Origin of the sequence: Marinobacter subterrani (genome assembly GCF_001045555.1) — a bacterium.
In the GTDB taxonomy this organism is placed as follows: domain Bacteria; phylum Pseudomonadota; class Gammaproteobacteria; order Pseudomonadales; family Oleiphilaceae; genus Marinobacter; species Marinobacter subterrani.
Map to the genome: position 1 here is coordinate 3182040 of NZ_LFBU01000001.1, position 25548 is coordinate 3207587.

General features: G+C 61.1%; 22 protein-coding genes. 12 read left to right on the forward strand and 10 right to left on the reverse strand.

Annotated features, from left to right (window positions below; genetic code table 11):
* Window positions 1–26: 26 nt before the first annotated feature.
* From msub_RS14790 to gshB, 8 genes are all read right to left on the reverse strand, one after another.
* Window positions 27–1031 (reverse strand): putative solute-binding protein, encoded by a 1005-nt coding sequence (locus tag msub_RS14790; protein WP_156182822.1) that lies wholly within the window; start codon window positions 1029–1031, stop codon window positions 27–29.
* 246 nt (window positions 1032–1277) lie between these two features.
* Window positions 1278–2582 (reverse strand): dihydroorotase, encoded by a 1305-nt coding sequence (locus tag msub_RS14795; protein ID WP_048496721.1) that lies wholly within the window; start codon window positions 2580–2582, stop codon window positions 1278–1280.
* On the reverse strand, window positions 2579–3592 hold the full coding sequence (locus tag msub_RS14800; RefSeq protein WP_048496722.1) for an aspartate carbamoyltransferase catalytic subunit: 1014 nt from the start codon (window positions 3590–3592) through the stop codon (window positions 2579–2581). Before msub_RS14800 ends, msub_RS14795 begins: the two co-directional genes overlap by 4 nt.
* 27 nt (window positions 3593–3619) lie before the next feature.
* On the reverse strand, window positions 3620–4129 hold the full coding sequence (gene pyrR / locus msub_RS14805) for a bifunctional pyr operon transcriptional regulator/uracil phosphoribosyltransferase PyrR (RefSeq protein ID WP_048496723.1): 510 nt from the start codon (window positions 4127–4129) through the stop codon (window positions 3620–3622).
* A gap of 33 nt (window positions 4130–4162) precedes the next feature.
* Window positions 4163–4606: a Holliday junction resolvase RuvX gene (gene ruvX / locus msub_RS14810; protein WP_048496724.1), complete on the reverse strand. Its 444-nt coding sequence runs from the start codon at window positions 4604–4606 to the stop codon at window positions 4163–4165.
* Window positions 4599–5165: a YqgE/AlgH family protein gene (locus msub_RS14815; protein WP_048496725.1), complete on the reverse strand. Its 567-nt coding sequence runs from the start codon at window positions 5163–5165 to the stop codon at window positions 4599–4601. Before msub_RS14815 ends, ruvX begins: the two co-directional genes overlap by 8 nt.
* Window positions 5162–6028 (reverse strand): energy transducer TonB, encoded by an 867-nt coding sequence (locus msub_RS14820; protein WP_048496726.1) that lies wholly within the window; start codon window positions 6026–6028, stop codon window positions 5162–5164. The genes msub_RS14815 and msub_RS14820 overlap by 4 nt, the downstream gene beginning before the upstream one ends.
* 47 nt (window positions 6029–6075) lie before the next feature.
* Complete coding sequence (gene gshB / locus msub_RS14825) at window positions 6076–7029, reverse strand: glutathione synthase (protein ID WP_082146505.1); 954 nt, start codon at window positions 7027–7029, stop codon at window positions 6076–6078.
* 295 nt (window positions 7030–7324) lie between these two features.
* Here gshB and pilG point away from each other — a divergent pair, with 295 nt between their 5' ends.
* The 12 genes from pilG to msub_RS14885 all read left to right on the forward strand — a co-directional run bounded on the left by pilG (window position 7325) and on the right by msub_RS14885 (window position 23996).
* The gene (pilG, locus tag msub_RS14830; protein WP_008175635.1) at window positions 7325–7717 is read left to right on the forward strand and encodes a twitching motility response regulator PilG; all 393 of its coding nucleotides are present in this window, start codon (window positions 7325–7327) and stop codon (window positions 7715–7717) included.
* A gap of 33 nt (window positions 7718–7750) precedes the next feature.
* Window positions 7751–8113, forward strand: a complete 363-nt coding sequence (gene pilH / locus msub_RS14835; protein ID WP_008939836.1) for a twitching motility response regulator PilH — start codon at window positions 7751–7753, stop codon at window positions 8111–8113.
* 20 nt (window positions 8114–8133) lie between these two features.
* Entirely contained in the window at window positions 8134–8679 is a 546-nt protein-coding gene (locus msub_RS14840; RefSeq protein ID WP_048496727.1) for a chemotaxis protein CheW, read from the forward strand.
* 91 nt (window positions 8680–8770) lie between these two features.
* On the forward strand, window positions 8771–10846 hold the full coding sequence (locus tag msub_RS14845; RefSeq protein WP_048496728.1) for a methyl-accepting chemotaxis protein: 2076 nt from the start codon (window positions 8771–8773) through the stop codon (window positions 10844–10846).
* A gap of 27 nt (window positions 10847–10873) precedes the next feature.
* Window positions 10874–11773: a CheR family methyltransferase gene (locus msub_RS14850; RefSeq protein WP_048496729.1), complete on the forward strand. Its 900-nt coding sequence runs from the start codon at window positions 10874–10876 to the stop codon at window positions 11771–11773.
* An 11-nt stretch (window positions 11774–11784) separates the two neighbouring features.
* The gene (locus tag msub_RS14855) at window positions 11785–19233 is read left to right on the forward strand and encodes an Hpt domain-containing protein (protein ID WP_048496730.1); all 7449 of its coding nucleotides are present in this window, start codon (window positions 11785–11787) and stop codon (window positions 19231–19233) included.
* Window positions 19233–20285: a chemotaxis protein CheB gene (locus msub_RS14860; RefSeq protein WP_048496731.1), complete on the forward strand. Its 1053-nt coding sequence runs from the start codon at window positions 19233–19235 to the stop codon at window positions 20283–20285. Before msub_RS14855 ends, msub_RS14860 begins: the two co-directional genes overlap by 1 nt.
* Before the next feature lie 11 nt (window positions 20286–20296).
* Window positions 20297–20758, forward strand: coding sequence for a chemotaxis protein CheW (locus msub_RS14865; RefSeq protein ID WP_048496732.1), 462 nt, complete (start codon window positions 20297–20299; stop codon window positions 20756–20758).
* An 83-nt stretch (window positions 20759–20841) separates the two neighbouring features.
* Window positions 20842–21333, forward strand: a complete 492-nt coding sequence (locus tag msub_RS14870) for a Fur family transcriptional regulator (protein ID WP_048496733.1) — start codon at window positions 20842–20844, stop codon at window positions 21331–21333.
* On the forward strand, window positions 21326–22114 hold the full coding sequence (znuC, locus tag msub_RS14875; protein WP_048496734.1) for a zinc ABC transporter ATP-binding protein ZnuC: 789 nt from the start codon (window positions 21326–21328) through the stop codon (window positions 22112–22114). Before msub_RS14870 ends, znuC begins: the two co-directional genes overlap by 8 nt.
* Window positions 22101–22913 (forward strand): iron chelate uptake ABC transporter family permease subunit, encoded by an 813-nt coding sequence (locus msub_RS14880; RefSeq protein ID WP_048497145.1) that lies wholly within the window; start codon window positions 22101–22103, stop codon window positions 22911–22913. The genes znuC and msub_RS14880 overlap by 14 nt, the downstream gene beginning before the upstream one ends.
* Before the next feature lie 93 nt (window positions 22914–23006).
* Complete coding sequence (locus msub_RS14885) at window positions 23007–23996, forward strand: PAS domain-containing protein (RefSeq protein ID WP_048496735.1); 990 nt, start codon at window positions 23007–23009, stop codon at window positions 23994–23996.
* 16 nt (window positions 23997–24012) lie between these two features.
* Here msub_RS14885 and msub_RS14890 read toward each other — a convergent pair whose 3' ends face one another.
* Complete coding sequence (locus msub_RS14890) at window positions 24013–24264, reverse strand: CDGSH iron-sulfur domain-containing protein (RefSeq protein ID WP_048496736.1); 252 nt, start codon at window positions 24262–24264, stop codon at window positions 24013–24015.
* 68 nt (window positions 24265–24332) lie between these two features.
* Complete coding sequence (locus tag msub_RS14895) at window positions 24333–25415, reverse strand: patatin-like phospholipase family protein (protein WP_048496737.1); 1083 nt, start codon at window positions 25413–25415, stop codon at window positions 24333–24335.
* Between the last annotated feature and the right edge of the window lie 133 nt (window positions 25416–25548).

Consider the following 25548-nt stretch of genomic DNA (forward strand, 5'->3'; position numbering starts at 1 on the left):
GGGCCTGCTTAGCGTTTACCCCGAGTTCAGTTGCCGGCGATGGACGCACACTCGGAACGGGTGGCATCAACCCGGCAGCGGATGGCTTTCATAAGCTTGAGGGCGCGCTCATCGTAAACGCCGTCCTCAAGCAGCGACAGGCGAACCTTGCGCAGCATCTTGTCGTACTTTGCGGTGTCTTGCTGGGGCAGATGCAGCCAGACATCGTCCGGAATTTCCGCCTCCGCCTTGGCTATGATTTCATAGGCCTCATCAATGCGCTTGATCACCTGGTCGCGCACCATCTGGCCCGCGGAATCGGGAAACCGGTCGCGGTGAATGATCACCTGGAAATTCATGTAACCGAGGGCGTATTTCACCACCGCACCGTTGGGCTCCACCCCTTTGTAGAGCTCCAGCGGGGTGTAGGCGACCGCGGGTGCGTACGCCAGATCAACGCTGCCGTTGTTGAACTTGCCGGCAAAGTTGGCGGAATTGGAGCCCACCACCGACGCGCCCACGTAGCGAACCATGCGAACCGCCGCCTGATCGTAATCCAGGGTGGCGATCTGCTTGCCCTGCAGCTTCTCGACCGAGTCAATACTGCGGTCACGGGTGAACAGGTAAATCGCCCCGCCCGGGAAGACACCCGCAACCTCGTAAGGGCCATCGATCAGGAACGGGCGTGCCTTGGGCTGGCTAAGGGTGTTGTACAGCAGCCGCATTTCCTCTTCACCGGGCACCGCGCCCATGGCTTCCAGGCTGCCGGTAAACTTGTTGAACTCCCGGGCACGGGTGCCGGTCAGCAAAACGGCATCACACTGCCCCGCCTTGAAATCCTCGGCGGCAATTTTCTCATCGGTGTAGGCGCGAAGATCCAGCTTGATGCCATTTTCCAGGGCAGCCGGCTGGAACGTCTTGGTGATGGCGAACAACGGGCCGTTGGCGCCCACCGGATCGAAGACGCAGAAGCTGCGCTCCAGAATATCACTCTTGGCCTGGGCCATGCCCAGGGACGGGAATGCCAGACTGGCACAGAGCGCAGCCGCCATAGCCACACGCTGGGGGAGGTTTGCTGATTTCACGGGATAACTCCTGGTTGTTATTGTCGGGTGCCGGCCTGTGGATATATACCGGCCAGACCACGCTTTCCTTGATCGGCTCCGGGCCGACGGCTACAAGAATACGTTGGCAGGGGTGCCTGCCATCAAGGGTTTTTCAGCAAGAGGGGGAGATTCTGTGATGGTGTCGACAGAGGTATCACTACCTCTGCCGCACTTTATGCCGGCAAGCCCGGATCAGGCGGCCGGTTGTTCCCAGGCTTTGCGACCCCCGGCGAGGGTCAGCCGGACAACGCCCGGCAATTCCCGGTCGGTCACCGGCGCATGCCGGCCCGCCGAGACCAGCGTACCCTTCCCCGGGGCCCAGAAGGCTTCCGGGTCAAACAGGCAAAGATCGGCCGGCTCGCCCTGCGCAACCCGGGCAGTCCGGCCAAGTACCGAGGCGGGGCCCGCCGTCAGTGCCCGGATCAGGTCGGACAGTGCCAGTTCGTTCATTTCCACCAGCTCCAGCCCCAGCGAGAGCACACTCTCAATGCTCGACAGCCCGGGCTCGGTGGCCGCCAGGGGTGCCTGCTTGGCGGCGGTATCATGGGGCTGGTGCTGGCTGACAATGGCATCGATAATGCCGTCACGGACACCGGCGATCAGGGCCTTGCGGTCGCCCTCGCTGCGCAGCGGCGGCCGAACGTGAAACCGGCTGTCGAATCCGGCCAGGGCGTCCTCAGTGAACACCAACTGATGCATCGCCACGTCGGCGGTGACAGCAATGCCGCGACGGCGGGCGTCTGCGAGCATGTCGACACTGCGGGCACAGGACAACTGGCTCAGGTGCAACCGCACGCCGGTTTCCTCTGCCAGCAGCAGCATCTCCATCACCGCGGCGGTCTCTGCCACCTCCGGAATCCCGAGCAGGCCCAGGCGGGAGGTTATCAACCCGTCGTGGGCGTAGCCATCGGCCGCCAGGGCCTGATTCTCGGGGCTGAACATGACCGTCAAACCGAAGGTCTGGGCGTACGCCATGCAGCGGCGCAATATCCGGGCATCACGTACGCCCCGGGAGCCATTCCCAACCGCCACACAACCGGCCGCCACCAGCCCCGCCATGTCGCTGAGCAGATCGCCTTCAAGCCCACGGGTAATCGCGCCTACCGGCAATACCCGGATCGGCGAGCGGCTGGCTGCGCCGTCACGGATCAGGTGGGTGACGGCACTGGAATCGTTCACGGGGGAGGTATCCGGTGACGCACAGACCGTCGTGAAACCACCATGGGCGGCCGCGAGGGTTTCCGAGGCAATGTTGCCTTTCTGGCCATTACCCGGCTCCCGAAGGTTGCAACACAGGTCAACAAACCCCGGTGCTATCACCCAGTTTTCGGCATTGATGGTTTCGTCGGCTGGTTCACGGGCGGCCGCCTCCCCGATTGCGGCGATCCGGCCATCGCGAATCAGCAGGGCCGTGTTTTCACTCTTATCTCCCGCGCCATCAAACAGGCGTCCGCCAGTGATCTTCAGGCTGATTCCGGATGTCGTCACGCTGCTCATGCCTGGCCCCTTTCACTCAGTTTCTGCTGACGCTCTGCCACCTGTCCGCCCATAGCCATGGACATCACCGCCATCCGGATGGCGATGCCGTTGGTCACCTGGTTCAGGATCACGGATTGCGGGCCATCCGCTACCGCGGATTCAATTTCAACGCCCCGGTTGATCGGCCCCGGATGCATCACGATGCATTGCGGGTGGGCCAGCGCCAGTTTCTGCCGGTTCAGACCATAAAGCCGATAAAACTCACGTTCGCTCGGCAGCAGCGCGCCTTCCATGCGCTCTTTCTGGAGCCGCAGCATGATCACCACATCCAGATCCTTCATGCCGCGAGTCATGTCGTATTCGACCCGGCAGCCCAGGCTTTCCACGTCTTTGGGCAACAGTGTACCCGGGGCAATCACCCGGACCTCTTCGGCCCCGAGCACATTCAGCGCGCGAATCTGGGATCGGGCCACGCGCGAATGCAGCACATCACCCACGATGGCCACCTTCAACCCCTCAAAGCCGCCCTTGTGCTGGCGAATGGTCAGCATGTCGAGCATGGCCTGGGTCGGGTGGGCGTGACGGCCATCGCCGGCATTGATAATGGCCACGCCGGGGGTGACACTCTCAGCGATGAAGTGCGGCGCGCCGCTTTGTGAATGGCGCACCACGAACATGTCGCTGGCCATGGCTTCCAGGTTCAGCAGCGTATCGGACAGGGATTCGCCCTTGGAGGTGGCCGAGGTGCTGATATCAAGGTTCAGCACATCCGCCGACAGGCGCTTGGCTGCCAGCTCAAAGGTACTGCGGGTGCGGGTGCTGGATTCGAAGAACAGGTTGACCACGGTGCGGCCGCGAAGCAGCGGCACTTTTTTAATGGTGCGCTCGCCCACCTCGATAAAGGAATCGGCGGTATCGAGAATGTCGGTCATCAGGGCGCGATCAAGGCCATCAAGCGTCAGAAAGTGCCGCAACTGACCATCCCGGGTCAGCTGCAAGTGGTGCGGGGAAGCGTCGTTTGCGGTCATGGGTCGCCTGTTATCTGATTCGGAGGTTTACTGTCCGGTTTCCTGAAGCTCGATGCGGAGCGGGTCGGGGCCACGAAGCTTGACACGCTGATGGGACTCCAGGGTCAGCGCCCGGCCGGTCACGTCCGGCTGAATCGGCAGTTCCCGTGCCCCAAGGTCGATCAGCGTGGCCAATATGATACTGGCTGGGCGGCCATAATCGAAAATTTCATTCATCGCTGCCCGGATGGTACGTCCACTCATGATGACATCGTCAATCAGGATGATATCCCGGTCTTCGGTATCGAAGGGCAAACTGGACGGTTTTACCCTGGGATTCAGCCCGATGCGGCTGAAATCGTCCCGGTAGAAGGAAATGTCCAGTTCCCCGAACGGCTCAGCGATTCCAAGACGTTTGCTGAGCACATCCGCCAGCCAGACACCCCCGGTACGGATGCCGATCAGAACCGGGGATTCAACGCCCCGCTGCTCCAGAATCTGCCGCAATCCGGTTTCCATTTGATCCAGTAACTGGTCGATATCAAGCAATGCGGTCATTACTTCCTCGCTGTTTTCAGAAGCCGGGATCGGTCATTCACCGGCACGATTGCCCTGCAGGCCAAACCAGGTTTCCAGAATCAGAACCGCCGCCCGGTCATCAACGCCATGGCGGCCAAAGTCGCGACTGCCACCGGCCGCGAGAACGTCGCCCTTGGCCTGAAAACTGGTCAGGCGTTCATCCACCATTTCAACCGGCACATGGTAACGACCGTGGAGACGCTTGCCGAACTTGCGTGCCCGGGCACACATATCGTTTTCAGTGTCGTCCATATTCAGCGGCAGGCCAACCACCACCAGATCGGGGCGCCACTCCTGCAGCAGCGCCTCGATTTTCTGCCAGTCCGGGATTCCGTCGCGAGCCGCAATGAGCGCCACCGGCTGGCCACTGCCCAGCATCTCCTGGCCGGTGGCGACGCCAATCCGGCGGGTGCCGAAATCAAACGCCATCACCCGGCGGTTTCCAGCCTCAGGCATGGCCCACCGATTCGCTGAGCTGATTGAGATCAATACCAATGACCTTGAGCACGGCCTTGTAACGATCTTCCGAGGGTGTGTGGAACAGGATATCCGTGGTCGCCGGACAGGTAAGCCAGGCGTTACTGCCCAGCTCGTCCTCCAACTGGCCTTCGCCCCAGCCGGAATACCCGAGCGCCACCAGGTAGTCGTCCGGTCCTTCGCCACGGCCAATGCCCGCCAGAATATCCCGGGAGGTGGTCAGCAGCACCTCTTCGGTCACTTTTGCGGTGTTCTGCCAGTTGGTCCCCGGGGGGTGCAGGACAAAGCCCCTTTCGGGCTGGACCGGGCCGCCACTGAACACCGGCAGATCCAGCTCGCCTCCCGGCAGATCCAGTTGTTCCAGAATCTCGCCCAGATGGATATCCAGCGGGTGATTGATCATCAGCCCGAGCGCGCCATCGTCGGAGTGTTCACAGATATAGACGACACCACCATGGAACCGCGGATCGGCCAGGTAGGGTGACGCCACCAGGAAGTGGTGCCGAAGGCTGTGGGGAGAATGTTTTGATGCGGTCATCCGGAAGTCAGCCCCCGCCGCTGGAAGGACCAGGTACGTATGATTTCAAGTTCGTCCACCTCCTGGCGCATTTCCTCGGGGAAGGGCGCGAAAGGAGCGGCCATCCTGACAATCCGGATCGCGGCATCGTCCAGAACGGTACTGCCGGAGGACTGCAGAATCGCCACCTCCTTGATGGTGCCGTCCTTCTTCAGCGACACCAGCAGCCTCAGTGTGCCATAGATTCCGGCCCGGCGCGCCTCGGTCGGGTAGTTGATGTTGCCGACCCGGGTCACCTTGGTGACCCAGTTCTGAACATACCAGGCGTTGGTAGACTTGAGCGTGGACGCTGCGGTTACCCGCATTACTCTGGGTTTTCGGGCGTAGGCCCGCTGCTGGGCATCGAAGCGCGCCTCCAGGCTGGCAATCTCAAGGCTTCGTTCCATCAGGCTTTTTTTCTCGCGAACCGGCAGGGGCTCTTCTACCGGTTTCGCCTGCTCCACCGGCTGCTGTACCTTCTGCCTTGACGGGCTTTGGGTCTGCACCACGGTTTTTTGCTGGCGCGGCTGCGGCTCGGTCCGTGCCGGCGGCTCCGGCTGGACCTGCGCCACTTCCGGCTGGCTGACTTCCGCCGGCTGGGGCGTGGTCATTTCCTGGACCTCTTCCTTGGTGCCGCTGCCCTGCTGATTGGTCTGGGCCAGAAAGTCCGCTTTCTCCGGTGCTTTCTCGTCGTCAAACTGCGACAGGGTGATCTCCATGGTCTGAGCAGACGACCGCGGAGGCTCAGGCGCAAAGCTGATCCCCAGCACAACAATGGCGTGTACCGCCAAGGCCATAAAGAGGGTGAAGGAAAACCGGTCGAAGTCGCTTACCTGAACTGCCATTCCTGCTCTTGGTCCTGTGGTTTAACCTGTGCGCCGGTGTTGCCCGGTTACCCCTGGCCCAGACGCTTTGCAATGGCGTCCATCAGCATGCCACCGATATCGATCCCGAACGCCGTATCAAGTTCCCGGATGCAGGTCGGACTGGTGACATTGATCTCGGTAAGATAATCGCCGATCACGTCCAGGCCGACAAAGATGAGCCCCTTCTCCTTGATCACCGGCGCCACCCGGGCACAGATTTCCCGATCCCGCGCGGTCAGCTCCCGACCCTCACCACGCCCGCCGGCCGCAAGATTGCCACGGTTCTCGCCATGGGAGGGGATTCTGGCCAGCGCGTAAGGCACCGGTTCGCCGTCGATCAGCAGGATGCGCTTGTCACCGTCACTGATTTCCGGGATGTACTTCTGGGCCATGGCCTGATGGCGACCATAGTTGGTCAGGGTCTCAATGATCACGCCAAGGTTAAAGTCATTTTCCCGGATGCGGAAGATGGAGTGACCACCCATGCCATCCACCGGTTTAACGATCACATCACCGTGCCGGGCGTAGAATTCCCGGAAACGGCTCGCCGAACGGCTCACCAGCAATGGCGGGGTCAGATCTTCAAACTGGGTGGCAAAGAGCTTTTCATTGCAGTCACGCAGGGTCGCCGCGGGGTTGACCACCAGCGCCCCCTGCTGTTCCGCCGCCTCCAGAATATAGGTGGCCATCAGGAACTCCCGGTCCACCGGCGGATCCTTGCGCATCAGGATGACATCCAGATCCCCCAGTGCCCGGTCCTGGCCCGGACCGAAGCTGTACCAGTTCTCAGGGTCCATATGGACGGTCAGGTGCCGGGTGTGAGCCATGGCCTTGCCGCCGTCCAGATACATGTCCGGCAACTCCATGTACTCAACCTGCCAGCCCCGTTTCTGGGCCGCCAGCAACATGGCCAGGGAACTGTCTTTCTTGAAGTGGATGTCTTCAATCGGATCCATCACGATCCCGAGTCTGACGGTCATAGGCTCACTTGCGCTCCTGAGGGTTAAAAACACGAACCGGTCTGCAGAGTGCACCGGGCAATAAATGCTATGCTATGAAATCTGATGGTATTGTACCCGAGCTGCGAATGCATCCGGAGAAATCCTCAGTCAGTTACGTGACGTTGCGGGCAGAAGTACATTTGGTCACAAACTAATACTTTTTATCCGGCCATTGATAATCTATAAATGAGCGGGGTTTATAGAAGAACCTTAAGGTTTGTGTTAAAAACCCCGTTTTAATAATGACAGTCGCTGAGCGCAAGGCAGTTGGACAATGGATGACAACTTCGAGAACTTGAAGATCATGGTGATCGACGACAGCAAGACCATACGTCGCACCGCAGAAACCCTTCTGAAAAAAGTCGGCTGTGAGGTCATCACCGCGACTGACGGCTTTGACGCTCTTGCCAAGATTGCCGATTCCCAGCCGGACATCATTTTTGTTGATATCATGATGCCCCGCCTGGACGGCTACCAGACCTGCGCACTCATCAAGAACAACTCCTCCTTCAAGAAGACGCCGGTTATCATGCTCTCCAGCAAGGACGGGCTGTTCGACAAGGCCAAAGGCCGGATCGTCGGCTCGGACCAGTACCTGACGAAACCTTTCAGCAAGGATGAGCTGCTCAATACCATCCGCCAGTATGTTCCGCAGGCGGAACAGTAAATCCTGCTGACACCAAGAACCATCGAGGAAACCATGGCCCGCATTCTGATTGTTGACGATTCCCCCACCGAGGTTAAGAAAATTTCCACCATTCTGGAAAAGCACCAGCACGAAGTCCTGACCGCCGACAATGGCGCAGACGGCGTGGCCAAGGCCCGTGCGGAAACCCCGGATCTGGTGCTTATGGATGTGGTTATGCCTGGCCTGAACGGCTTCCAGGCAACCCGTCAACTGACCCGCGCCCCGGAGACCGCCTCCATTCCGGTGGTTATCGTAACCACCAAGGATCAGGAAACTGATCGCGTGTGGGGTACCCGCCAGGGCGCCAAGGGTTATCTGGTGAAGCCAGTTAACGAAGACGACCTGATCAAAACAATCAACAGTCTGATTGCCTGATCCCCAACCGTGGAGTAAGCATGTCCGCCCAGGCCGCCCCTTTTGCCGTTCTGACGGATATCGCCCAGCGCAGCCGGTCCATGGCCGCCGGCCTGCCGGAACAACAGGAAGCCGTTGAACTCTGGAACGGCATCGGCTTCGTTCTGGCAGGTGAGCGCTACGTTGCCCCCATGGGTGAAGTCACTGAAATCCTCCACGTCCCCCGATTTACCCACATTCCGGGGGTTCGCCCGTTTCTGCTCGGCGCCGCGAATGTTCGTGGCCGCCTCCTCCCGCTCATTGATCTCGCCGGTTTTTTCGAGATACCCCGCTCGTCCCGGAGCCAGCGGGAGCGACGGGTCCTGGTGGTTGAGCAGGGCGATATTTTCAGCGGGCTCGTGGTCGACAGCGTACTGGGCATGCAGTACTTCGCCACAGACAGTTTCAAGGATGCGCCGGAAGGCGTACCTGAAAACGTTCGGCCGTTTGTCTCAGGCGGTTACGAGCGCAACGAAGAAGTCTGGAAAGTGTTTTCGGCCGTCGACCTGCTCGAGGACGAACGCTTCCTGGACGTCGCACAGTGGTAAGGGTGGTGACAATGGCAGGAACATCACCCTGACCGCCTGAAACCCGTTAAAACAAACTTGCCAATTTCTTGAAGAGGCCGGGAGCCAGAAAATGAAGAACAGAGCCGGAAGACTCAGTAAGGGACAGGGAGGCAACAAGCTGGTTGCCGGCCTGATCGCCGCACTGATCGCACTCACCGTCCTGCTCGTTGTGGTGCTGTTCATTATCAACAAAAACAGCCAGAACGATCAGCAATATATCGCCAACACCGCCGAGCTCAGAGTGCTCTCGCAGCAGATTGCGAAGAACGCGACCGAGGCGGCCGGTGGCACCGCCGAAGCATTCAACCAGCTGCGACGCTCCCGTGACGAATTCCAGCAGCTGTGGACGAACGTGACCGAGGGCAACCCGGAAACCGGCCTGCCACCAAGCGAACTGGCTCAGCAGAGCGGTGTACAGGAGAACTGGAACACCGTTCGTGAAAATGCCGATAGCATCCTGTCCACCCAGGAAGCCGTACTTGGCCTCCACGAAGTCGCCCAGACTCTGAACGAAACTATCCCGCAGTTGCAGGTGGAGTACGATGACATCGTGCAGATCCTGCTGGACAACAACGCGCCGGCCGAGCAGATCGCGCTGGCACAGCGTCAGTCCCTGCTGGCTGAGCGGATTGTACGATCGGTTAACAACGTACTGTCTGGTGACGAAGACGCGGTTATTGCCGCTGACCGATTCGGCCGGGACGCCAGCCTGTTCGGGCGCGTTCTGGATGGCCAGCTTAACGGCAACGAAGCCATGGGCATCTCGAAGGTAACCGATGAAGATGCCATCTACGGCCTGGAAGCCGTCGCTGAGCTGTTCGAGTTCGTGTCCCAGAACGTCGATGCCATCCTTGAAGCCTCTCCCGACCTCTTCAAGGTACGTACCGCCGCCAGTGACATCTTCCAGAACTCAGAAGTCCTGCTTTCCGAGCTGTCCGTGCTCGCCGAGAATTTCCGCAGTCAGTCCGGCTCGCGACTGATCAGCCCGACCCTGGCCTTTGCGATCCTGGCCGCCATGGTCGCGATTGTTGTGTTCATCGGTCTGGCCCTGTACCGGGAAGCCCAGGCCCGACTGGCAACCACCCAGGAACAGAACGAACAGAACCAGAATGCGATCCTGCGCCTGCTGGACGAACTGGCCGACCTGGCCGACGGTGACCTGACCACTGAGGCCACGGTCACCGAGGACTTTACCGGTGCCATCGCCGACTCCATCAACTACGCGATCGACCAGATGCGTGGTCTGGTACAGGCGATTCGTGGCACCGCGGTACGGGTGGCGTCAGCCGCCCAGGAAACCCAGGCCACAGCCATGCACCTGGCGGATGCGTCCGAGCACCAGGCTCAGGAAATTGCCGGCGCCTCTGCGGCGGTGAACGAGATGGCGGTGTCCATCGACCAGGTATCCTCGAACGCCGCCGAATCCTCTGCGGTTGCGGAACGGTCGGTAGCAATCGCGAAGAAAGGCGCGGAAGTGGTACAGAACACCATCCGCGGCATGGACAACATCCGTGAGCAGATCCAGGAAACCTCCAAGCGGATCAAGCGTCTGGGTGAATCCTCCCAGGAAATCGGTGACATCGTATCGCTGATCAACGACATCGCCGACCAGACCAACATCCTGTCTCTGAACGCGGCAATCCAGGCCTCCATGGCCGGTGACGCAGGCCGGGGCTTCGCGGTGGTTGCGGACGAAGTTCAGCGCCTCGCGGAACGTTCTTCTGCGGCCACCAAGCAGATTGAAGCACTGGTCAAGACGATCCAGTCGGATACCAACGAAGCGGTTATCTCCATGGAACACACCACCGCCGAGGTGGTCCGTGGTGCCCGTCTGGCCCAGGACGCGGGTATCGCCCTCGAGGAAATCGAGAACGTATCCATGTCTCTGGCGGAACTGATCCAGAACATCTCCAACGCCGCACGACAGCAGTCGTCCTCTGCAGCGCACATTTCCAACACCATGAACGTTATCCAGGAAATCACCTCGCAGACTTCCTCCGGTACCAACGCCACCGCGAAGTCTATCGGTAACCTGGCTGAGATGGCATCCGAGCTGCGGTCCTCCGTTGCTGGCTTCACCCTGCCGGAAGAAGACGAGGCCGATCAGGAAGAAGAGGAAGACAGCGACGTTCCGGTGGTGGGCTGATTTCCGTTCCAGGGCTGTTGACGGTTTATGGCGCAGATGCATAACAACCTGTCACCCGCCGCGGGCATCTGGTCGCTGCGCCGACTTCCGGATATGGACGAGGCGCAGTTCAGCCAGTGGCAGACCCTGCTGGAGCATCGCACCGGCATAACCCTGTCGGCCGAGCGCCGGTCCTTTCTGGAGACCAATCTGGGCATCCGGATGCGGGAAATCGGCTGCAGCAGTTATCAGGCCTATTACGAACAGATCGTTTCCGGGCCTGACGCGGTCCGGGAATGGTCAACGCTGGTAGACAGGCTGACGGTTCAGGAAACCCGGTTCTTCCGGGATGCTGATGCCTTCCGGCTGGTTTCCGACTATGTCCTGACCAGGCCAAGGGAGCCGTTGAAAAAACGACCGCTCGAAGCCTGGAGTGTCGGATGCTCCACCGGAGAAGAGCCCTACACGCTGGCCATGGTACTGAACGAATGCATGGGCCAGCTGGCGTTGCCGCCACTGTTCGGTGTGACCGGATCAGACATCAGCAAGCCTGCGATCGACAAGGCCCGGAACGGCCGGTTCAATCCCCGCAAATTGCTGGGAATGGACGAGGACATGAAATCCCGGTACTTCCGCCCGGCCGAGCGGAATACTGTCGAAATAGTGAACAGCATCCGTGACCGGGTGTGCTTTACCAGACTGAACGTTCTGGATCTCGACAAGGCACCCATGCACGGGATGAACATTATCTTCTGCCAGAATCTGCTGATCTATTTTCGCCGCTGGCGCCGGCGCGAAATTGTCAAGCGGCTTGCAGAGCGGCTGGCGCCCGGGGGGTTGCTGGTTCTGGGCCAGGGAGAGCTGACCGACTGGCAGCCTCCAGGGTTACAGAGAGTTCCCTCGGAACATGTGCTGGCGTGGATCAAACGCCAGACTGACGAAGAATAACCGGAGTGGTTATGGGCAATCACCATGACAGCATCGCCCTCGACTGGGTTCGGGGCGAAATACAGGACACGCTGACCCAGGGTCAGCATGCACTGGAAGCGTATGTCGAAAATCGTGACGACACTGCGCGCCTGCGCTTCTGCCTGAATTATCTCCATCAGGTACATGGCACCCTGCAAATGGTTGAGCTGTACGGTGCAGCCCTGCTCACCGAGGAAATGGAAAAGCTCACCCAGGCGGTACTGAACGAGACTGTCGCCAGCGTGGATGAAGCGGTCGAAGTACTGATGCAGGCGATTCTTCAACTGCCCCAGTACCTCGAACACCTGGCCAGCAGCCAGGACGATTTCCCGATGGTGCTGCTGCCGCTGCTGAATGACCTCCGGGCCGCCCGCGGCGAGCCCCTGCTGTCCGACACCTCCCTGTTCAAGCCCGACCTGAGCCCGGCCCGTATCCGGGTCTCCGGCAAGGTATCACAGCGCCTGCAGGACCCGACGGTACTCGGCCATATCCGCAAGCTGCGGCAGATGTATCAGTTTGCCCTGGCCGGGGTTATCCGGGAAGCGGACCTCGCCGCCCATTTTGATTACATGCAGAAGGTTATCCAGCGGCTAGTCCGGTTATGCCAGAAAACCCCCAGGGGCGAACTCTGGAAAGCCGCCAGCGCCTTCATCGAGACCCTGCAGGCAAACGTCAACCCGGTGAATGCCGCGGCCAAATCCCTGCTGCGGGAACTGGACAACGAAGTACGCCGGCTGACCGACGAACATGCGGATGTTCTCCAGCAGCCCGTCCCGGAAGCCCTCTTCAAGCACCTGTTGTATTACGTGGCCCGGGCCCGGGATCTGGAGTCCCCGCAGATCAGTGCGCTGCGGGATGCCTACCAGCTTAACCAGGCCCTGCCCTCGGAAGACGACGTGGTGGCCGCCCGATCCCGGGTTTCCGGCCCGGGCCGCGATGCCATTCATTCGGTGGTCGGAGCACTGAATGAAGAACTGGCCAAGCTCAAAGATCAGCTCGACCTGTACGTACGCTCAGAGCTGCGCCAGAACAGCGAGCTGGAAGAGCTGCTGCCGGGATTGCGCCAGGTGGCCAACACCCTGGCGGTGCTCGGCCTTGGCATACCCCGCAAAGTGGTCACCGAACAGGTTGAACTGGTCGAGAAACTCAGCACCCAGACAGAGCCGGTCGATGACGGCACCCTGATGGACATTGCCGGCGCCCTGCTCTATGTCGAGGCCAGCCTGGCCGGTCTGGACGCCGAAGGCCATAACCAAACAGCCGGTGATGAAGCTGCCGATGCCCCGGTCAACCTGGGCTCTCGCGAGTTGGGAGAAGCCAGCGGCGCCCTGCTGAGAGAATCCCGGAATACCCTGGAACAGGTCAAATCCGCTATTGTGAATTTCATTGCCTCACAATGGGACACCCGGGAAATAGAGCATGTGCCCGGCCTGCTGCACAGTATTCGCGGCGGTCTCAGCCTGATCCCGCTGGAGCGCGTTGCCGACATGCTGGCCTCGGCCGAGCGCTACATAACCGATGTACTCCTGGACAGCAAACAAGTGCCGGACTGGAAACAGCTCGACATCCTGGCCGATGCGGTAACCAGCATCGAATACTACCTTGAGCGTCTTGCCGAGGGGATCGGCGAAAACGATTCCATCCTCAGGGTGGCCGAGAACAGCCTGACGTCTCTTGGCTTCCCGGTTGGCGCCGAGCCCACCTGGTCGGCATCCGCCGCCGAAGACATTCCACTGGTTGAGCCGGTTGAAGAGCTTCCACAAGCCAGCCCGGAAGAATCCGAACCGCGCAGTAGCTCGGATTCAGAGCTTCTGGACGATGAAATCCTCGGTATTTTTGTTGAGGAAGCCGAGGAGGTGCTGGAAACCATTCATGAATTCTATCCGCGCCTGCGGCAGAATCATGACGACCGTGAGGCCCTGACCGAAGTTCGCCGCTCGTTCCACACCCTCAAGGGCAGTGGTCGCCTCGTCGGCGCAACCAGCATCGGGGAACTGGCCTGGTCGGTGGAAAACCTTCTTAACCGGGTCATCGACCAGACCATCCGCCCGACGGACGACATGTTTAACCTGGTGGATGAGGTCAACGCCCGTATTCCCTCACTGATTCGGGAATTCAAGGCCGGCCAGACCGCCGGTGACGTTGCTGAGCTTATTCAACGCGCCGAGGCCATGGCAACCACCCGCCGGACAGACGGCGAACCGGGTCCGGAGCAAGACGTGCCGGTCGTTGCGGAAGAGCAGGCCAATGTGCCAACGGTTGACGAACAACCCGACCTTGCGTCAGCGGACACCAGTGCAGTTGAGGAAACCGGCGATGACGACGATCTGATCGACGATGAGATCCTGGAGATTTTTGTCGAGGAAGCCGGCGAGGTATTGGACACCATCCGCGAATACCTGCCCATGCTCCTTCGCCAACACGATGACCGCAGTGCGCTGTCGGAAGTCCGCCGGGCCTTCCATACCCTGAAGGGCAGCGGCCGGATGGTCGGTGCACTGGCAGTCGGGGAGCTGGCCTGGTCGGTCGAAAACATGCTGAACCGGGTCATCGACGGCAGCATCTTCATGAACGACGACATCGCCGGCCTGCTGGAGGACGTCACCGCTAATCTTCCGGCCCTGGTCGACGATTTCGAAAAGCGCCGGGCACCCTCCCTGGATACCTCGAACCTTGAGGCCCGGGCCAACGCATTGGCCAACGGTGAAATTCCGGATGCCAGCACAATGCCTGATGCCGAATCCGAGGCCATAGGGGCGGAGGTCGACGACGGTGCGGTTGATCCCGTTCTGCTCGATATCTTCGAGAGCGAAACCGAGACCCACCTGCAAACGCTGAAGGACTTCCTGGCCACAGCCGGTGACAAAACCACCGTCACCTATACCGACGACCTTTCCCGGGCCCTGCACACGCTCAAGGGCAGCGCCCATACCGCCGGCATTGCACCCATCGCGGCAGTCATCACGCCGCTGGAGCGGTTCGTCAAGGAATCCCGGGCCCAGAACAAACGGGCCAACCGCGAGGTGCTGTCACTGGTCGAGGCGGCCTGCGATTTCCTGACCCGGGGCCTGGCGCAGATTCGCGAAAACCCGCAGACCTCCCTGCCGGGTACCGAAGCGTTCCTTGAAAAGCTGGAGCGCCTCACGGATGAGACCCTGCGCGTTCACAACGAAGACCGAACCGAGCAGCACCAGCCGGAAGCACCTTCGCAGCTGATTCAGCTGTTCCTGAATGAAGGCCTGGATATTGTTCTCGATGCCGACCGGATTCTTCTGCACTGGGCGGCTAACCCCGAGGACACCGGTGCCCTGGATCAGCTTCGGTCAGAACTGGAGCAGCTCACCCGCGCTTCTTCCGATGCCGGTCTTACCGACGTGGCGGCCCTCTCGGGGGCGCTGAAAGAGACTTATGATTCGGTCGCCGAGCACAAGGAAGCGCCGGATCACGGTTTCTTTGAGACACTCCGCGCTGGTCACGAACAACTGATTAACATGATGGACCAGGTCGCCGCCGGGCTCGCCACCGAGTCCGGTGACGAGCTGGTTGCCAGCCTTGAGGCCTTGCGGCAGTCGCCGGCCGAGGAAGGCGCCGAACCGGATGCCTTCGAGCAGGAGTTCACTGACGACCTGGAAGAAATCGACCTCAGTTTCGATATGGAAGAACTCGAGGCGCCTGCGGAGGAAGCGCGCCCCGCGGAGGAGCAACCGCCCCTGCCGGAAATGTCAGAATCCGACGACGAGATGGACGAGGAACTGGCGGAAATCTTCCTGGAGGAAGCCCGGGATCTCATAGACAGTACTGCCGAGGCGCTCCAGAGCTGGAGCGAGAATACCGGCAACCTCGATATCCTCCGTTTGCTGCAACGGGACCTGCATACCCTCAAGGGCGGAGCCCGGCTGGCAGATATTCCGGCGGTTGGCGACCTCTCCCACGAACTGGAAAATCTGTTTGAAGGGCTGACCGAACAGCGGCTGTCAGTGAACAGTGATCTGTCAGACCTGCTTTTCCGGTGCCACGACCGCCTGGCTGGCATGGTAGAGAACATGGAAGCCCGGGAAACACCGCGCCCGGCCCCGGACCTGATCGGCGAGATTCAGGCCTACATGGACAGCGCCACCGGAACACGACCGGTGACAAACGTCAGTACCGGCGAGGATCAGAGCAACCCGGAGGACAGCTCCGGGGAGCAGCCGCCGCTGGCAGAACTTGACGAGCCGGAAGAACCTGAAGCGGCAGAAGCGGCCGCCGAACCGGAGCCGGACGAGGAGGAAGGCGCAACCGACCTTTCCCACCTGGATCCGGAACTGCTGGGCATTTTCCTGGAAGAAGCCTACGACCTGATCAACTCGACGGGCAGTGCCCTGCACACCTGGACCGAAAACCCCTCGGACCGGGCAGTGGCGGCTGAACTCCAGCGCGATGTGCATACCCTCAAGGGTGGCGCCAGAATGGCTGGTGTCGACGCCATCGGCGACCTGACGCACGTACTTGAGGACCTCTTCGAGAAGGTTGCCGAAGGCCAGCTTGACGCCAACGAAAGCATGAACGACCTGCTGTTTGCCTGCCATGACCGGCTGGCCCAGATGGTCGAACAGGTCGCTACCCAGAAGCCGTGCCCGCCCGCGCAGGAACTGGTGGCGCGGGTTCAATCCCTGCTGCGGGGCGAGCCCATGCCGCCCCTGGCCCGGGCCAGCGACGACGACCTGATCGGCATCTTCCTGGACGAGGGCCTGGAGATCCAGGACGCCATCAGTGAGTGTCTCGACCAGTGGCGGGACGAGCCGGAAGAATTGACCGGCCTAACCCAGCTTCAGCAGGAATTGCATTCTCTGAAAGGCGGGGCGCGCCTGTCAGACGTGGACCCGATTGCCGATCTGGCCGAAGCCTGGTCCGATGCCCTCGACCCGCTGATTTCCGGGGCCAACAACCAGAAAGTCCTGCTCAGTCTCAGCGACCGGGCACTGGCCAGCCTGAAGGCCATGCTTCGCAGCCTGGAAGAAGGCAGCAAGCCGGGGCCTGATGCCGGCCTTCTTGCCGAATTCCGGGCGGCCCACGACATCGCCGCCGAGGACTCTCCTACGCAGCGGCACGCACCCGACGAAGCCGGCCAGGAGGCCATTGATCCGGAAGTTCTGGAAATCTTCCTGGAGGAAGCTGGTGAGATCATGGATCAGTTGGAACAGCTGCTCGATGACTGGCGCAAGGAGCCTTCAAACCACAACTTCAATCAGGAAGCCCAGAGAGCGTTGCACACCCTCAAGGGTGGTGCCCGCCTGTCCCAGCTCACCCGGCTTGGTGACCAGGCCCACGCCTTTGAAACCCGCCTGATTGATCTGGGCGGCAATGCGCCCGATGAGCAACAATGGCAGGCCATTACCAAAGACCACGATGCGATTATTGCCCTGGTCTCTGATATCCGGAAACGGTTTGAATCCGGTGCCCCCGCGCCGGAGCCGGTTCAGGCCGAAACGCCCAGGCCAGCCGCCGTCGAACCGGAACAGCCCCGGGAGCCGGCCAAGGCCGAACAGCCGGCTCCGCCGGCGCCCAAGCCGGGCAAATCGCCGGCCAAGGTTCGCAAGCAGGTCGCAGACGCCCAGCGTGCTGCCCAGGAAACCATCCGGGTCTCCGCGCCACTGCTCGACGAGCTGGTCAACCTGGCAGGTGAGACCAGTATCACCCGGGGCCGGCTGGAGCAGCAGACCAGTGACTTCGGCCACACCCTGGACGAAATGGCGGCCACCATTGAGCGTCTGCGCGAACAGCTGCGCCGGATGGAAATCGAGACCGAGGCCCAGATTCTGTTCAGTGCGGAAAAGGAACACGGCCCGGATTATGGCGACGATTTTGACCCCCTGGAAATGGACCGCTATTCCTCCATCCAGCAGTTGTCCCGGGCCCTGACAGAGTCCTCCTCTGACCTGGCCGACCTTCGGGAAACCCTGTCTGACCGGGTACGGGATACCGAAACCCTGCTGGTCCAGCAGTCCCGGATCAATACGGAGCTTCAGGAAGGTCTGATGAAGACCCGGATGATTCCGTTTGCCTCCATGGTGCCCCGTCTGCGGCGGATCGTCCGCCAGATCAGCGGTGAGCTTGGCAAGAAAGTCGAGTTTGATGTCCGTAACGCCGAGGGCGAGATGGACCGCAACATCCTTGAGCGCATGATTGCGCCGCTGGAGCACATGCTACGGAACGCCCTCGACCATGGCATCGAGAGCCCGGCCGACCGCACACAGGCCGGCAAGCCGGAAACCGGCGAGGTCACCCTGTCACTGACCCGTGAAGGTGGTGATGTGGTGCTGCGCATGATGGACGACGGCGCCGGCATTCCCTCCTCGGTCATTAGGGACAAGGCCATTCGCCAGGGCATGTTGCGCAAGGATGAGGACCTGTCCGAACGGGAAATCCTGCAGTTCATCCTGCAGCCCGGGTTCTCGACCGCGCAGAAGGTGACCCAGATTTCCGGCCGCGGTGTGGGCATGGATGTGGTGGCCAGTGAGATCAAGCAGCTCGGTGGCAGTCTGGATATCGATTCCGCGGTAGGTCGCGGTACCACCTTCACCGTCCGCCTGCCGTTCACGGTATCGGTCAACCGGGCGCTAATGGTCTCCACTGGCGAGGATTTCTACGCCATTCCGCTGAACACCATCGAAGGTATTGTCCGGGTCAGCACTTACGAGCTCGAAGAGCACTACAAGCCGGACGCACCAATGTACGAGTATGCCGGCCAGGAATACCGGCTCCAGTACCTTGGCAGCCTGCTGAACAGTGATCACCACCCGAAGCTGCAGGGCCAGGCCCTGCCACTGCCGGTGATTCTGGTGCGCGGTGCCGAACAGCCCATGGCCCTGCAGGTTGATCACCTGATGGGCAGCCGGGAAATCGTTGTTAAATCCCTGGGACCGCAATTCAGTACTGTGCGGGGCGTATCCGGCGCCACCATCCTGGGTGATGGTAACGTGGTGGTGATTCTCGACCTGCCGGCGATGATCCGTTCGGACATCCTGTCCGAGCGTCAGCGCCTGGCCAATCTCGAGAAAGCCCGCGAGTCGGCAAGGTTTGAGGAACAGGCCACCGTGGTTATGGTGGTGGACGATTCGGTTACCGTACGGAAAGTTACCTCGCGACTGCTGGAGCGCAACGGCATGGAAGTCATCACCGCGAAAGACGGTCTGGATGCTGTGGCCCAGCTTCAGGACCACAAGCCCGACATCATTCTTCTGGATATAGAGATGCCACGCATGGACGGCTTCGAGGTTGCCAGTTTCGTGCGCCATGACGACAACCTGCGCGATACCCCGATCTGCATGATCACCTCCCGGACCGGCGAGAAGCACCGTGAGCGGGCGCTCGCCATCGGCGTTAACGAGTACCTCGGCAAGCCATTCCAGGAAACCGAGTTGCTTGAGACGATTGAGCGGCTGACCGGAAAGCAGTGATGGCCGGTCAGTCTTCCAGGCCGCGGGTCGGGATTGTCTCGGATGTGGTCCTGCAGCGCCATCGCCTGCAGGCGGCCACCGCCAAGTTCGGTCTCGAGGTCTGCTTTTCCGGCGACCCGGACCGGCTCCAGGGTTATCCGGCGTTTCCGGATGCCAGCCTCTGGCTGGTAACCCTGGAAGACGAGGCCGATCACCCGGTGCTGTTCGATCACCTTCTGGAGAACACCGAAGCGCCGGTGCTGTTCGGACTGGACGAAGCGCCCAAGCCCGGCTGCACCGAGTATTTTCGCTGGGAACGCCGGCTGCTGGGTAAGCTGGAGCAACAGCTTGGGCATCTGGAAGAGCTGGATTCCGAGGCGACGCTGGAGCAACTGGCGGAGGAGACTCTGACGCCGCTTGCCTCGCCGGATCTGCCCCACTGGATTAGCCCGGCGGTTCCCGGGTCCGTGGCGGAGGAGGTCTGGATTCTCGGCGCCTCGCTCGGTGGCCCGGCGGCGGTCAAGACCTTCCTTGATCACCTTCCGGCCGGTCTGCCCGTGGGTTTTATCTACGCCCAGCACATCGATGGCAATTTCACTGAGGTGCTCACCCGGGTGCTGGGCCGCCATGCCCATTACAAGCTCAAACGGCCGGATGAAGGCTACCGGGTAAAAAACGGCGATGTGGTACTCATGCCGGTGGAACACGAATGGAAGCTGAATGAACAGGGGGCGCTGACAGAAACCAGCAGCGACTGGCCCGGGCCCTATGGTCCCTCGATAGACCAGGTGCTACTGAATGTCGCGGACCATTATGGCCCACGCTGCCATGCCATTCTTTTTTCCGGCATGGGTAATGACGGCGCTATTGCCGCACCGCTTCTGAAAGCCTACGGCAGCCGGATCTGGGTTCAGGAAAGCGCCAGCTGCGGTAACAGCTCGATGCCCGACTCCGTGGCCGCGACCGGCTGCACCGGATTTTGCGGCACCCCCGAGCAACTGGCCCGGGAACTGGTAAAAACCATTGAAGAATCCTGCCTGCTCAAGGGCCGGCAGAAACGCGACTCCGCCTGAGGAAACACGCCATGAATGACACCAGCCAAACCCTTTCCTGCGTCATGATTCCCATGAGCGGTCGCCAATTATTGCTGCCCAACGTCTCGATTGCCGAAGTGGTCGATTACGCCAGTAGCGATGCCGCTACCAACACGCCGGAATGGCTGGTGGGTTACCTGGACTGGCGCGGGCTGCAGTTGCCGGTAATTTCCTACGATGCCGCCAACGGCGGCGCACTCACAGTCCCCGGAGACAACCGTGGGCGGATCGTGGTGCTCAACAGCATCGGCGACCATCACAAGGAAGTACCGTTCATGGCACTGGTGACCCAGGGCATCCCCAGCCAGGCCCGTCTGACCGAGGCACAGGTCAGAAAACTGGATGGCGAACCCGGCCCGGCCGACCTGATGCAGGTTGAAGTGGACGGCGACATCGCCTGGATTCCCAATCTGGCGTTCCTGGAGTCCCTCGTCCAGGCATCCCTCCACTGACCTTGCCGTGCCGGCCGGTCGCACCGCCATGGCAGGGATTTCTGCAAATGTTATAATGTTGCAAATTTTGCAGGATCTCCGCCATGTCTGCCCGAGCCATTCCCTACCGGCCCCATAACCACGATGCCTGTGTCAGCCAGGCGCTTGCCGACGCCAGGTTAATCTGCCAACAGCAGAGTGCCCGCCTGACGCCCATCCGGGAACGGGTTCTTGAGCTGGTCTGGCAATCCCACAAACCCCTGGGGGCCTACGATGTTCTGGCGGAGCTGTCCTCTGATGGCCACAATGCGGCGCCGCCCACGGTCTACCGGGCCCTCGATTTTCTGCAGCAACACGGCCTGGTGCACCGGATCGCCTCGCTGAATGCATTTGTCGGCTGCACCCGGCCTGCCGAAAGCCACACTGGCATGTTTCTGATCTGCCGCGCCTGCGGCAACGTTCTGGAGCTGACTGCGCCAGCACTCACCTCCGAGGTACGTAAAGCAGCGGCCGGCGAGGGTTTCAGGGCCGAGAGCACCACCCTGGAGATCGCCGGCCTGTGTCCCCGTTGCCAGGCGGAGCCCTGCCATGACTGAATCACTGGTAACCCTGGACAATCTCACGGTCCGGTTTGATGACCGGCCGGTGGTGGACCGGGTCAATCTGAACGTGCACCGCGGCGATATCATCACCATCATTGGCCCCAACGGAGCCGGCAAGACCACGCTGATCAAGGCGGTTCTCGGAATCCAGAAGGCCTCGGGTGGCCAGGTGTCACGACAGAAAAATCTGCTGATCGGCTACGTCCCGCAGCATCTGACCCTGGAAACAACGCTACCGCTGAGCGTCAAGCGGTTCATGCTGCTCAGCGGCAGGCCGTTACCGGACTGCGAGTCGGCGCTGGCCCGAACCGGGGTCGGGCACCTGCTGCATGCCTCCGTGCACCACCTGTCCGGGGGCGAAAAGCAGCGGCTGCTGCTGGCCCGCGCCCTGGCCCGCAAGCCGGATCTGCTGGTGCTCGATGAACCGGCCCAGGGAGTCGATATCAACGGCCAGGCAGCGCTGTACGATCTGATTCGCCAACTGCGGGACGACCTGAATTGCGGTGTGATCATGATTTCCCACGATCTACACCTGGTTATGGCGGCGACCGATAAAGTCATCTGCCTGAACCAGCATATATGCTGCAGCGGCTACCCTGCGGATATTTCCCGGGACCCGGCCTTTATCGAAACTTTTGGCCGGCCGGTGGCGGAATCCCTGGCGGTGTACCATCACCACCACAACCATTCCCATGATTTGCATGGCGATGTGGTTGCCCGGGGACAGCAGGGCAACCGGAGCGGGCATGAGGGATGTGACCATGCCCATCATTGACGCCCTGTTGGACGATTTTTTCTGGCGCGCCCTGATTGGCGGCCTGGGGGTGGCACTGGTCGCAGGCCCCCTGGGCTGTTTCGTGGTCTGGCGCCGCATGGCCTATTTCGGCGACACCCTGGCGCACTCCGCTCTGCTCGGTATCGCGCTAAGCTTTCTGATCACCGTGCCTCTGAACGTCGGGGTGATCATTACCTGTGTGGTTCTGGCGATCGCCCTGGTGCTGCTCTCCCGCACCCGGGCCCTGGCCACCGATACCCTGCTGGGCATTCTTGCGCACAGTGCCCTGGCCATCGGCCTGGTGACCCTGAGCTTCATGCCCGACGTCCGGGTGGATCTTACCGGCCTGCTGTTCGGCGACCTTCTGGCCATGCGACAGGACGATCTCCTGTGGATCTACGGCGGCGCGATTGTCATTCTGGGCCTTCTGACTGTGCTCTGGCGAGGGTTGCTGATGAGCACCATCCACGAGGAACTGGCGCGGGTGGAAGGCATTGCGGTGGAGCGCCTCCGGCTGGTGCTTATGCTGATGTTTTCCCTGGTGATTGCAGTGGCCATGAAAATAGTCGGTGTGCTGCTGATCACCGCCTTGCTCATTATTCCAGCAGCCACCGCCAGACGGCTCGCCCGGAACCCGGAGATCATGGTTGCTTTGGCCGTAGTGTTCGGCTTTGTTGCGGTGGCCGGCGGGCTGAGCCTGTCCTGGCACCTGGACACGCCGGCGGGGCCGTCGATTGTGGTCACCGCCTTTGCCACGTTCCTGCTGGTATATGGCGCAGCCGGCAAGAGCCGGATCTGAGGGTTTCCCTCTGGCCGGCCGCTGGACTAGAGTATAGAAACACCGGCAGTTGCTACCATCAGGGCGCACGCCCTGCCGCAAAGGATGCCAGGCATGGAAAGCTCAGATTCTGCACGGTTCCGAAAACCCATGTTATGGCCAGCGCTCTGGGTTCCCCTGGTTCTGGTCACGGCCGGGTTGCTGGCAACCTGGATTACCGCAAACATTGAAACGAAGCGGGCCATGGCGCGCGCCGAGACCCGCTATCACGTCCAGCATCAGGCGCTGGTCAATCGGCTGTTGGCCAATGTACCGGAAGACACCGAACAACCGTCTGCCCTCTGGCTCCAGGGCCTGTTTGACGATGCCCTGCCGGATTCCCTGGGTCTGCGAATCGACACCCTGGAACGTCATACCAAGATGCCACTTATGGAGATCCGCGCAAACGGGCCAGTGGATCCCACCCGGGCCCTGCGTACCATCGTCTCCCCGCAGGATCAGATCTGGATGCTGACGACACTGCCCACTCCGGACCTTCTCGAATCAGCCGGCCGGGCGGCCCGACAGACCATCTGGGTTTCCGGTCTGGCGTTGTGCACATTGGCCGGCCTGCTCTCCCTGGTGCTGAATCGTCGGTTATACCGGCAGGCGTTGCGAATCGGCGAACTGCAGCGTCGGGAAGCCGGGGCCGATCATCAGATCAGCAATCTTCAGATAGAGAAAACCATACTCCGGCATGCCCTGAATGACAGCGAGCAACGCAGCCGGGATCTGGTGGCGTTGTCCGGAGCGGTGATCTGGGAACTGGATGAGAATGGCAGGATCGGCTTCGCCTCGCCGCAGATAGCGGAGCTGCTCGACCGGGCGCCAGTCGATCTGGCTGGCGTCGCCTTTGAGGAACTGGTGCCGCCCGGCTTTCAGGATAATTTCAGGCGCACCCTGACCGCCGCCCGCAGTGACAGCGCCATCGAACGGATGGACCTTCCCCTGTTGCACCGGGATCAGGAGCATCAGGTTCCGGTGGTACTCCGGGTCCGGGCACTGAAAGACCCGATCCACGGACTTTCAGGTTTCCGGATCAGTACGCTGCACCATCTGGGCTAGTGGTACTCGGCCAGGGCTACTCGCCAAGGGTCTTATGGGTGCCATCACACAGCGGGGCGTTACCGGTCTGTTTACAACCACAAAACCAGACCCATTCTTTTTTCTCGGCCTCGAATTTTACCGGGGTGAAACCGGTTCCCTTGTGGGAGCCATCACAGAAGGGTTGGTTGTCACTTCGGCCACAGGCACACCAGAAGTAGTTCTTGCCGGCCTCCACCATGACCGAAAACGGAGTCTTGCTGGCCACTACCGGTTTGTCGTCTGACATATCGCCTTCCTCGGGTTATCCATTCGCTTCAGTATAGACACTCTGGGTGCCGACGCTGCGCTCCAGGGTCACAGAGGCCTGACAACCTCCGGCAGGCGCCCGGTTTCCACCAGTTCCATAAACTCATCGCCCAGCCGGTCACTCTCGCAAATGGCCGACCGCCAGGCATTCTCCCGACCCGCATCATTCCCGGCGTAGCGTTCAAAATCCTTGCGGTCGGGGAGCTTACGGTCCGGCAGGGAGGCCAGATAGGATTTTGACGGAGCAACGAGGAGGATATCCTGCAACCGGTTGGCATCACCGCGCCGCCAGGGCAGGGATTTGTCGAACCAGCCGGGAATTACCCTGTCAGTAAAGTGCGGGTAAAGCACCACGCCCGGCTGTTCGTAGGGCAGGTCCAGGTGATAATCCAGCAGGCCGCCATCCCGGTAGACTCCCTCCGGCGCCCCGGGGATATTGCGCACACCGGACATCACCAGCGGAATCGACGCCGAGGCCAGCAACGCAGGCATCAGATTTTCCCGGCTCAGGGCTACTTCGTGGCTGGGGAAGTCCACCAGTCTGGACACCGGCGTTCTCAGCCGGGCGTCGTGAATGATGCCCCGCTCCATGAACCGGCCCAGGCGTTGCCGGCTGACCATGTTGGCGCTGATGGCGCTCATTAGGCCAAGCCCAAGCCGGCCCCGTGCGTCTTCGGAGAGCCGGCCAAGGCTGCGAACGACCACCACGTTCAGCCGGTACCAGGGATGATTGAGAATGGCATCTTCCCGGCCACCGAGCAGCTCTTCCAGAAACAGCACACTCTTGCGGCTGACCTCTGCGGCACTGACGCCCCTGGCGAAACGCTGGCAGGTATAAAGCTCCGCCAACCGGGCAAGCTGGGCTTTTGGATCATTCGACGACGCCACGGCGGCAAACCGCCAGCTGCCGATGGACGAGCCAATCAGGGATCGCACTTGCTGGGCACGGGGCAGCCAGTCGCCGAAAATGGCCTTGTCCAGACCACTGATGCCGAGCGCCTTGGGACCGCCTGCCGCACCGGGAATGACATGGACATCCCCCGGCGACAGGGGCTTGTCCTTCAGGCGCTGCATGGCGCGCCGGCCGGCACGGATCGTCAGTGCCGGTTCGCGGGTGTGAATAGCGGTCATATCGGGCTCCCTGCACGTGCTCCCTGAATCAACCGCGAAGTTTAGCGAAGTGGACAGGGCCCGGCCAACTGAACAAAACTAATAGTGGCCATAAACAAGGTAATCTGCTTCATTAGGCCTATGATCGTGTCAG

Excerpts from the sequence above, each read along its gene's own strand:
- msub_RS14790 (WP_156182822.1), bottom strand. The coding sequence starts at position 1,031 with ATGGCGGCTGCGCTCTGTGCCAGTCTGGCATTCCCGTCCCTGGGCATG.
- msub_RS14795 (WP_048496721.1), bottom strand. The coding sequence starts at position 2,582 with ATGAGCAGCGTGACGACATCCGGAATCAGCCTGAAGATCACTGGCGGA.
- msub_RS14800 (WP_048496722.1), bottom strand. The coding sequence starts at position 3,592 with ATGACCGCAAACGACGCTTCCCCGCACCACTTGCAGCTGACCCGGGAT.
- pyrR (WP_048496723.1), bottom strand. The coding sequence starts at position 4,129 with ATGACCGCATTGCTTGATATCGACCAGTTACTGGATCAAATGGAAACC.
- ruvX (WP_048496724.1), bottom strand. The coding sequence starts at position 4,606 with ATGCCTGAGGCTGGAAACCGCCGGGTGATGGCGTTTGATTTCGGCACC.
- msub_RS14815 (WP_048496725.1), bottom strand. The coding sequence starts at position 5,165 with ATGACCGCATCAAAACATTCTCCCCACAGCCTTCGGCACCACTTCCTG.
- msub_RS14820 (WP_048496726.1), bottom strand. The coding sequence starts at position 6,028 with ATGGCAGTTCAGGTAAGCGACTTCGACCGGTTTTCCTTCACCCTCTTT.
- gshB (WP_082146505.1), bottom strand. The coding sequence starts at position 7,029 with ATGACCGTCAGACTCGGGATCGTGATGGATCCGATTGAAGACATCCAC.
- pilG (WP_008175635.1), top strand. The coding sequence starts at position 7,325 with ATGGATGACAACTTCGAGAACTTGAAGATCATGGTGATCGACGACAGC.
- pilH (WP_008939836.1), top strand. The coding sequence starts at position 7,751 with ATGGCCCGCATTCTGATTGTTGACGATTCCCCCACCGAGGTTAAGAAA.
- msub_RS14840 (WP_048496727.1), top strand. The coding sequence starts at position 8,134 with ATGTCCGCCCAGGCCGCCCCTTTTGCCGTTCTGACGGATATCGCCCAG.
- msub_RS14845 (WP_048496728.1), top strand. The coding sequence starts at position 8,771 with ATGAAGAACAGAGCCGGAAGACTCAGTAAGGGACAGGGAGGCAACAAG.
- msub_RS14850 (WP_048496729.1), top strand. The coding sequence starts at position 10,874 with ATGGCGCAGATGCATAACAACCTGTCACCCGCCGCGGGCATCTGGTCG.
- msub_RS14855 (WP_048496730.1), top strand. The coding sequence starts at position 11,785 with ATGGGCAATCACCATGACAGCATCGCCCTCGACTGGGTTCGGGGCGAA.
- msub_RS14860 (WP_048496731.1), top strand. The coding sequence starts at position 19,233 with ATGGCCGGTCAGTCTTCCAGGCCGCGGGTCGGGATTGTCTCGGATGTG.
- msub_RS14865 (WP_048496732.1), top strand. The coding sequence starts at position 20,297 with ATGAATGACACCAGCCAAACCCTTTCCTGCGTCATGATTCCCATGAGC.
- msub_RS14870 (WP_048496733.1), top strand. The coding sequence starts at position 20,842 with ATGTCTGCCCGAGCCATTCCCTACCGGCCCCATAACCACGATGCCTGT.
- znuC (WP_048496734.1), top strand. The coding sequence starts at position 21,326 with ATGACTGAATCACTGGTAACCCTGGACAATCTCACGGTCCGGTTTGAT.
- msub_RS14880 (WP_048497145.1), top strand. The coding sequence starts at position 22,101 with ATGCCCATCATTGACGCCCTGTTGGACGATTTTTTCTGGCGCGCCCTG.
- msub_RS14885 (WP_048496735.1), top strand. The coding sequence starts at position 23,007 with ATGGAAAGCTCAGATTCTGCACGGTTCCGAAAACCCATGTTATGGCCA.
- msub_RS14890 (WP_048496736.1), bottom strand. The coding sequence starts at position 24,264 with ATGTCAGACGACAAACCGGTAGTGGCCAGCAAGACTCCGTTTTCGGTC.
- msub_RS14895 (WP_048496737.1), bottom strand. The coding sequence starts at position 25,415 with ATGACCGCTATTCACACCCGCGAACCGGCACTGACGATCCGTGCCGGC.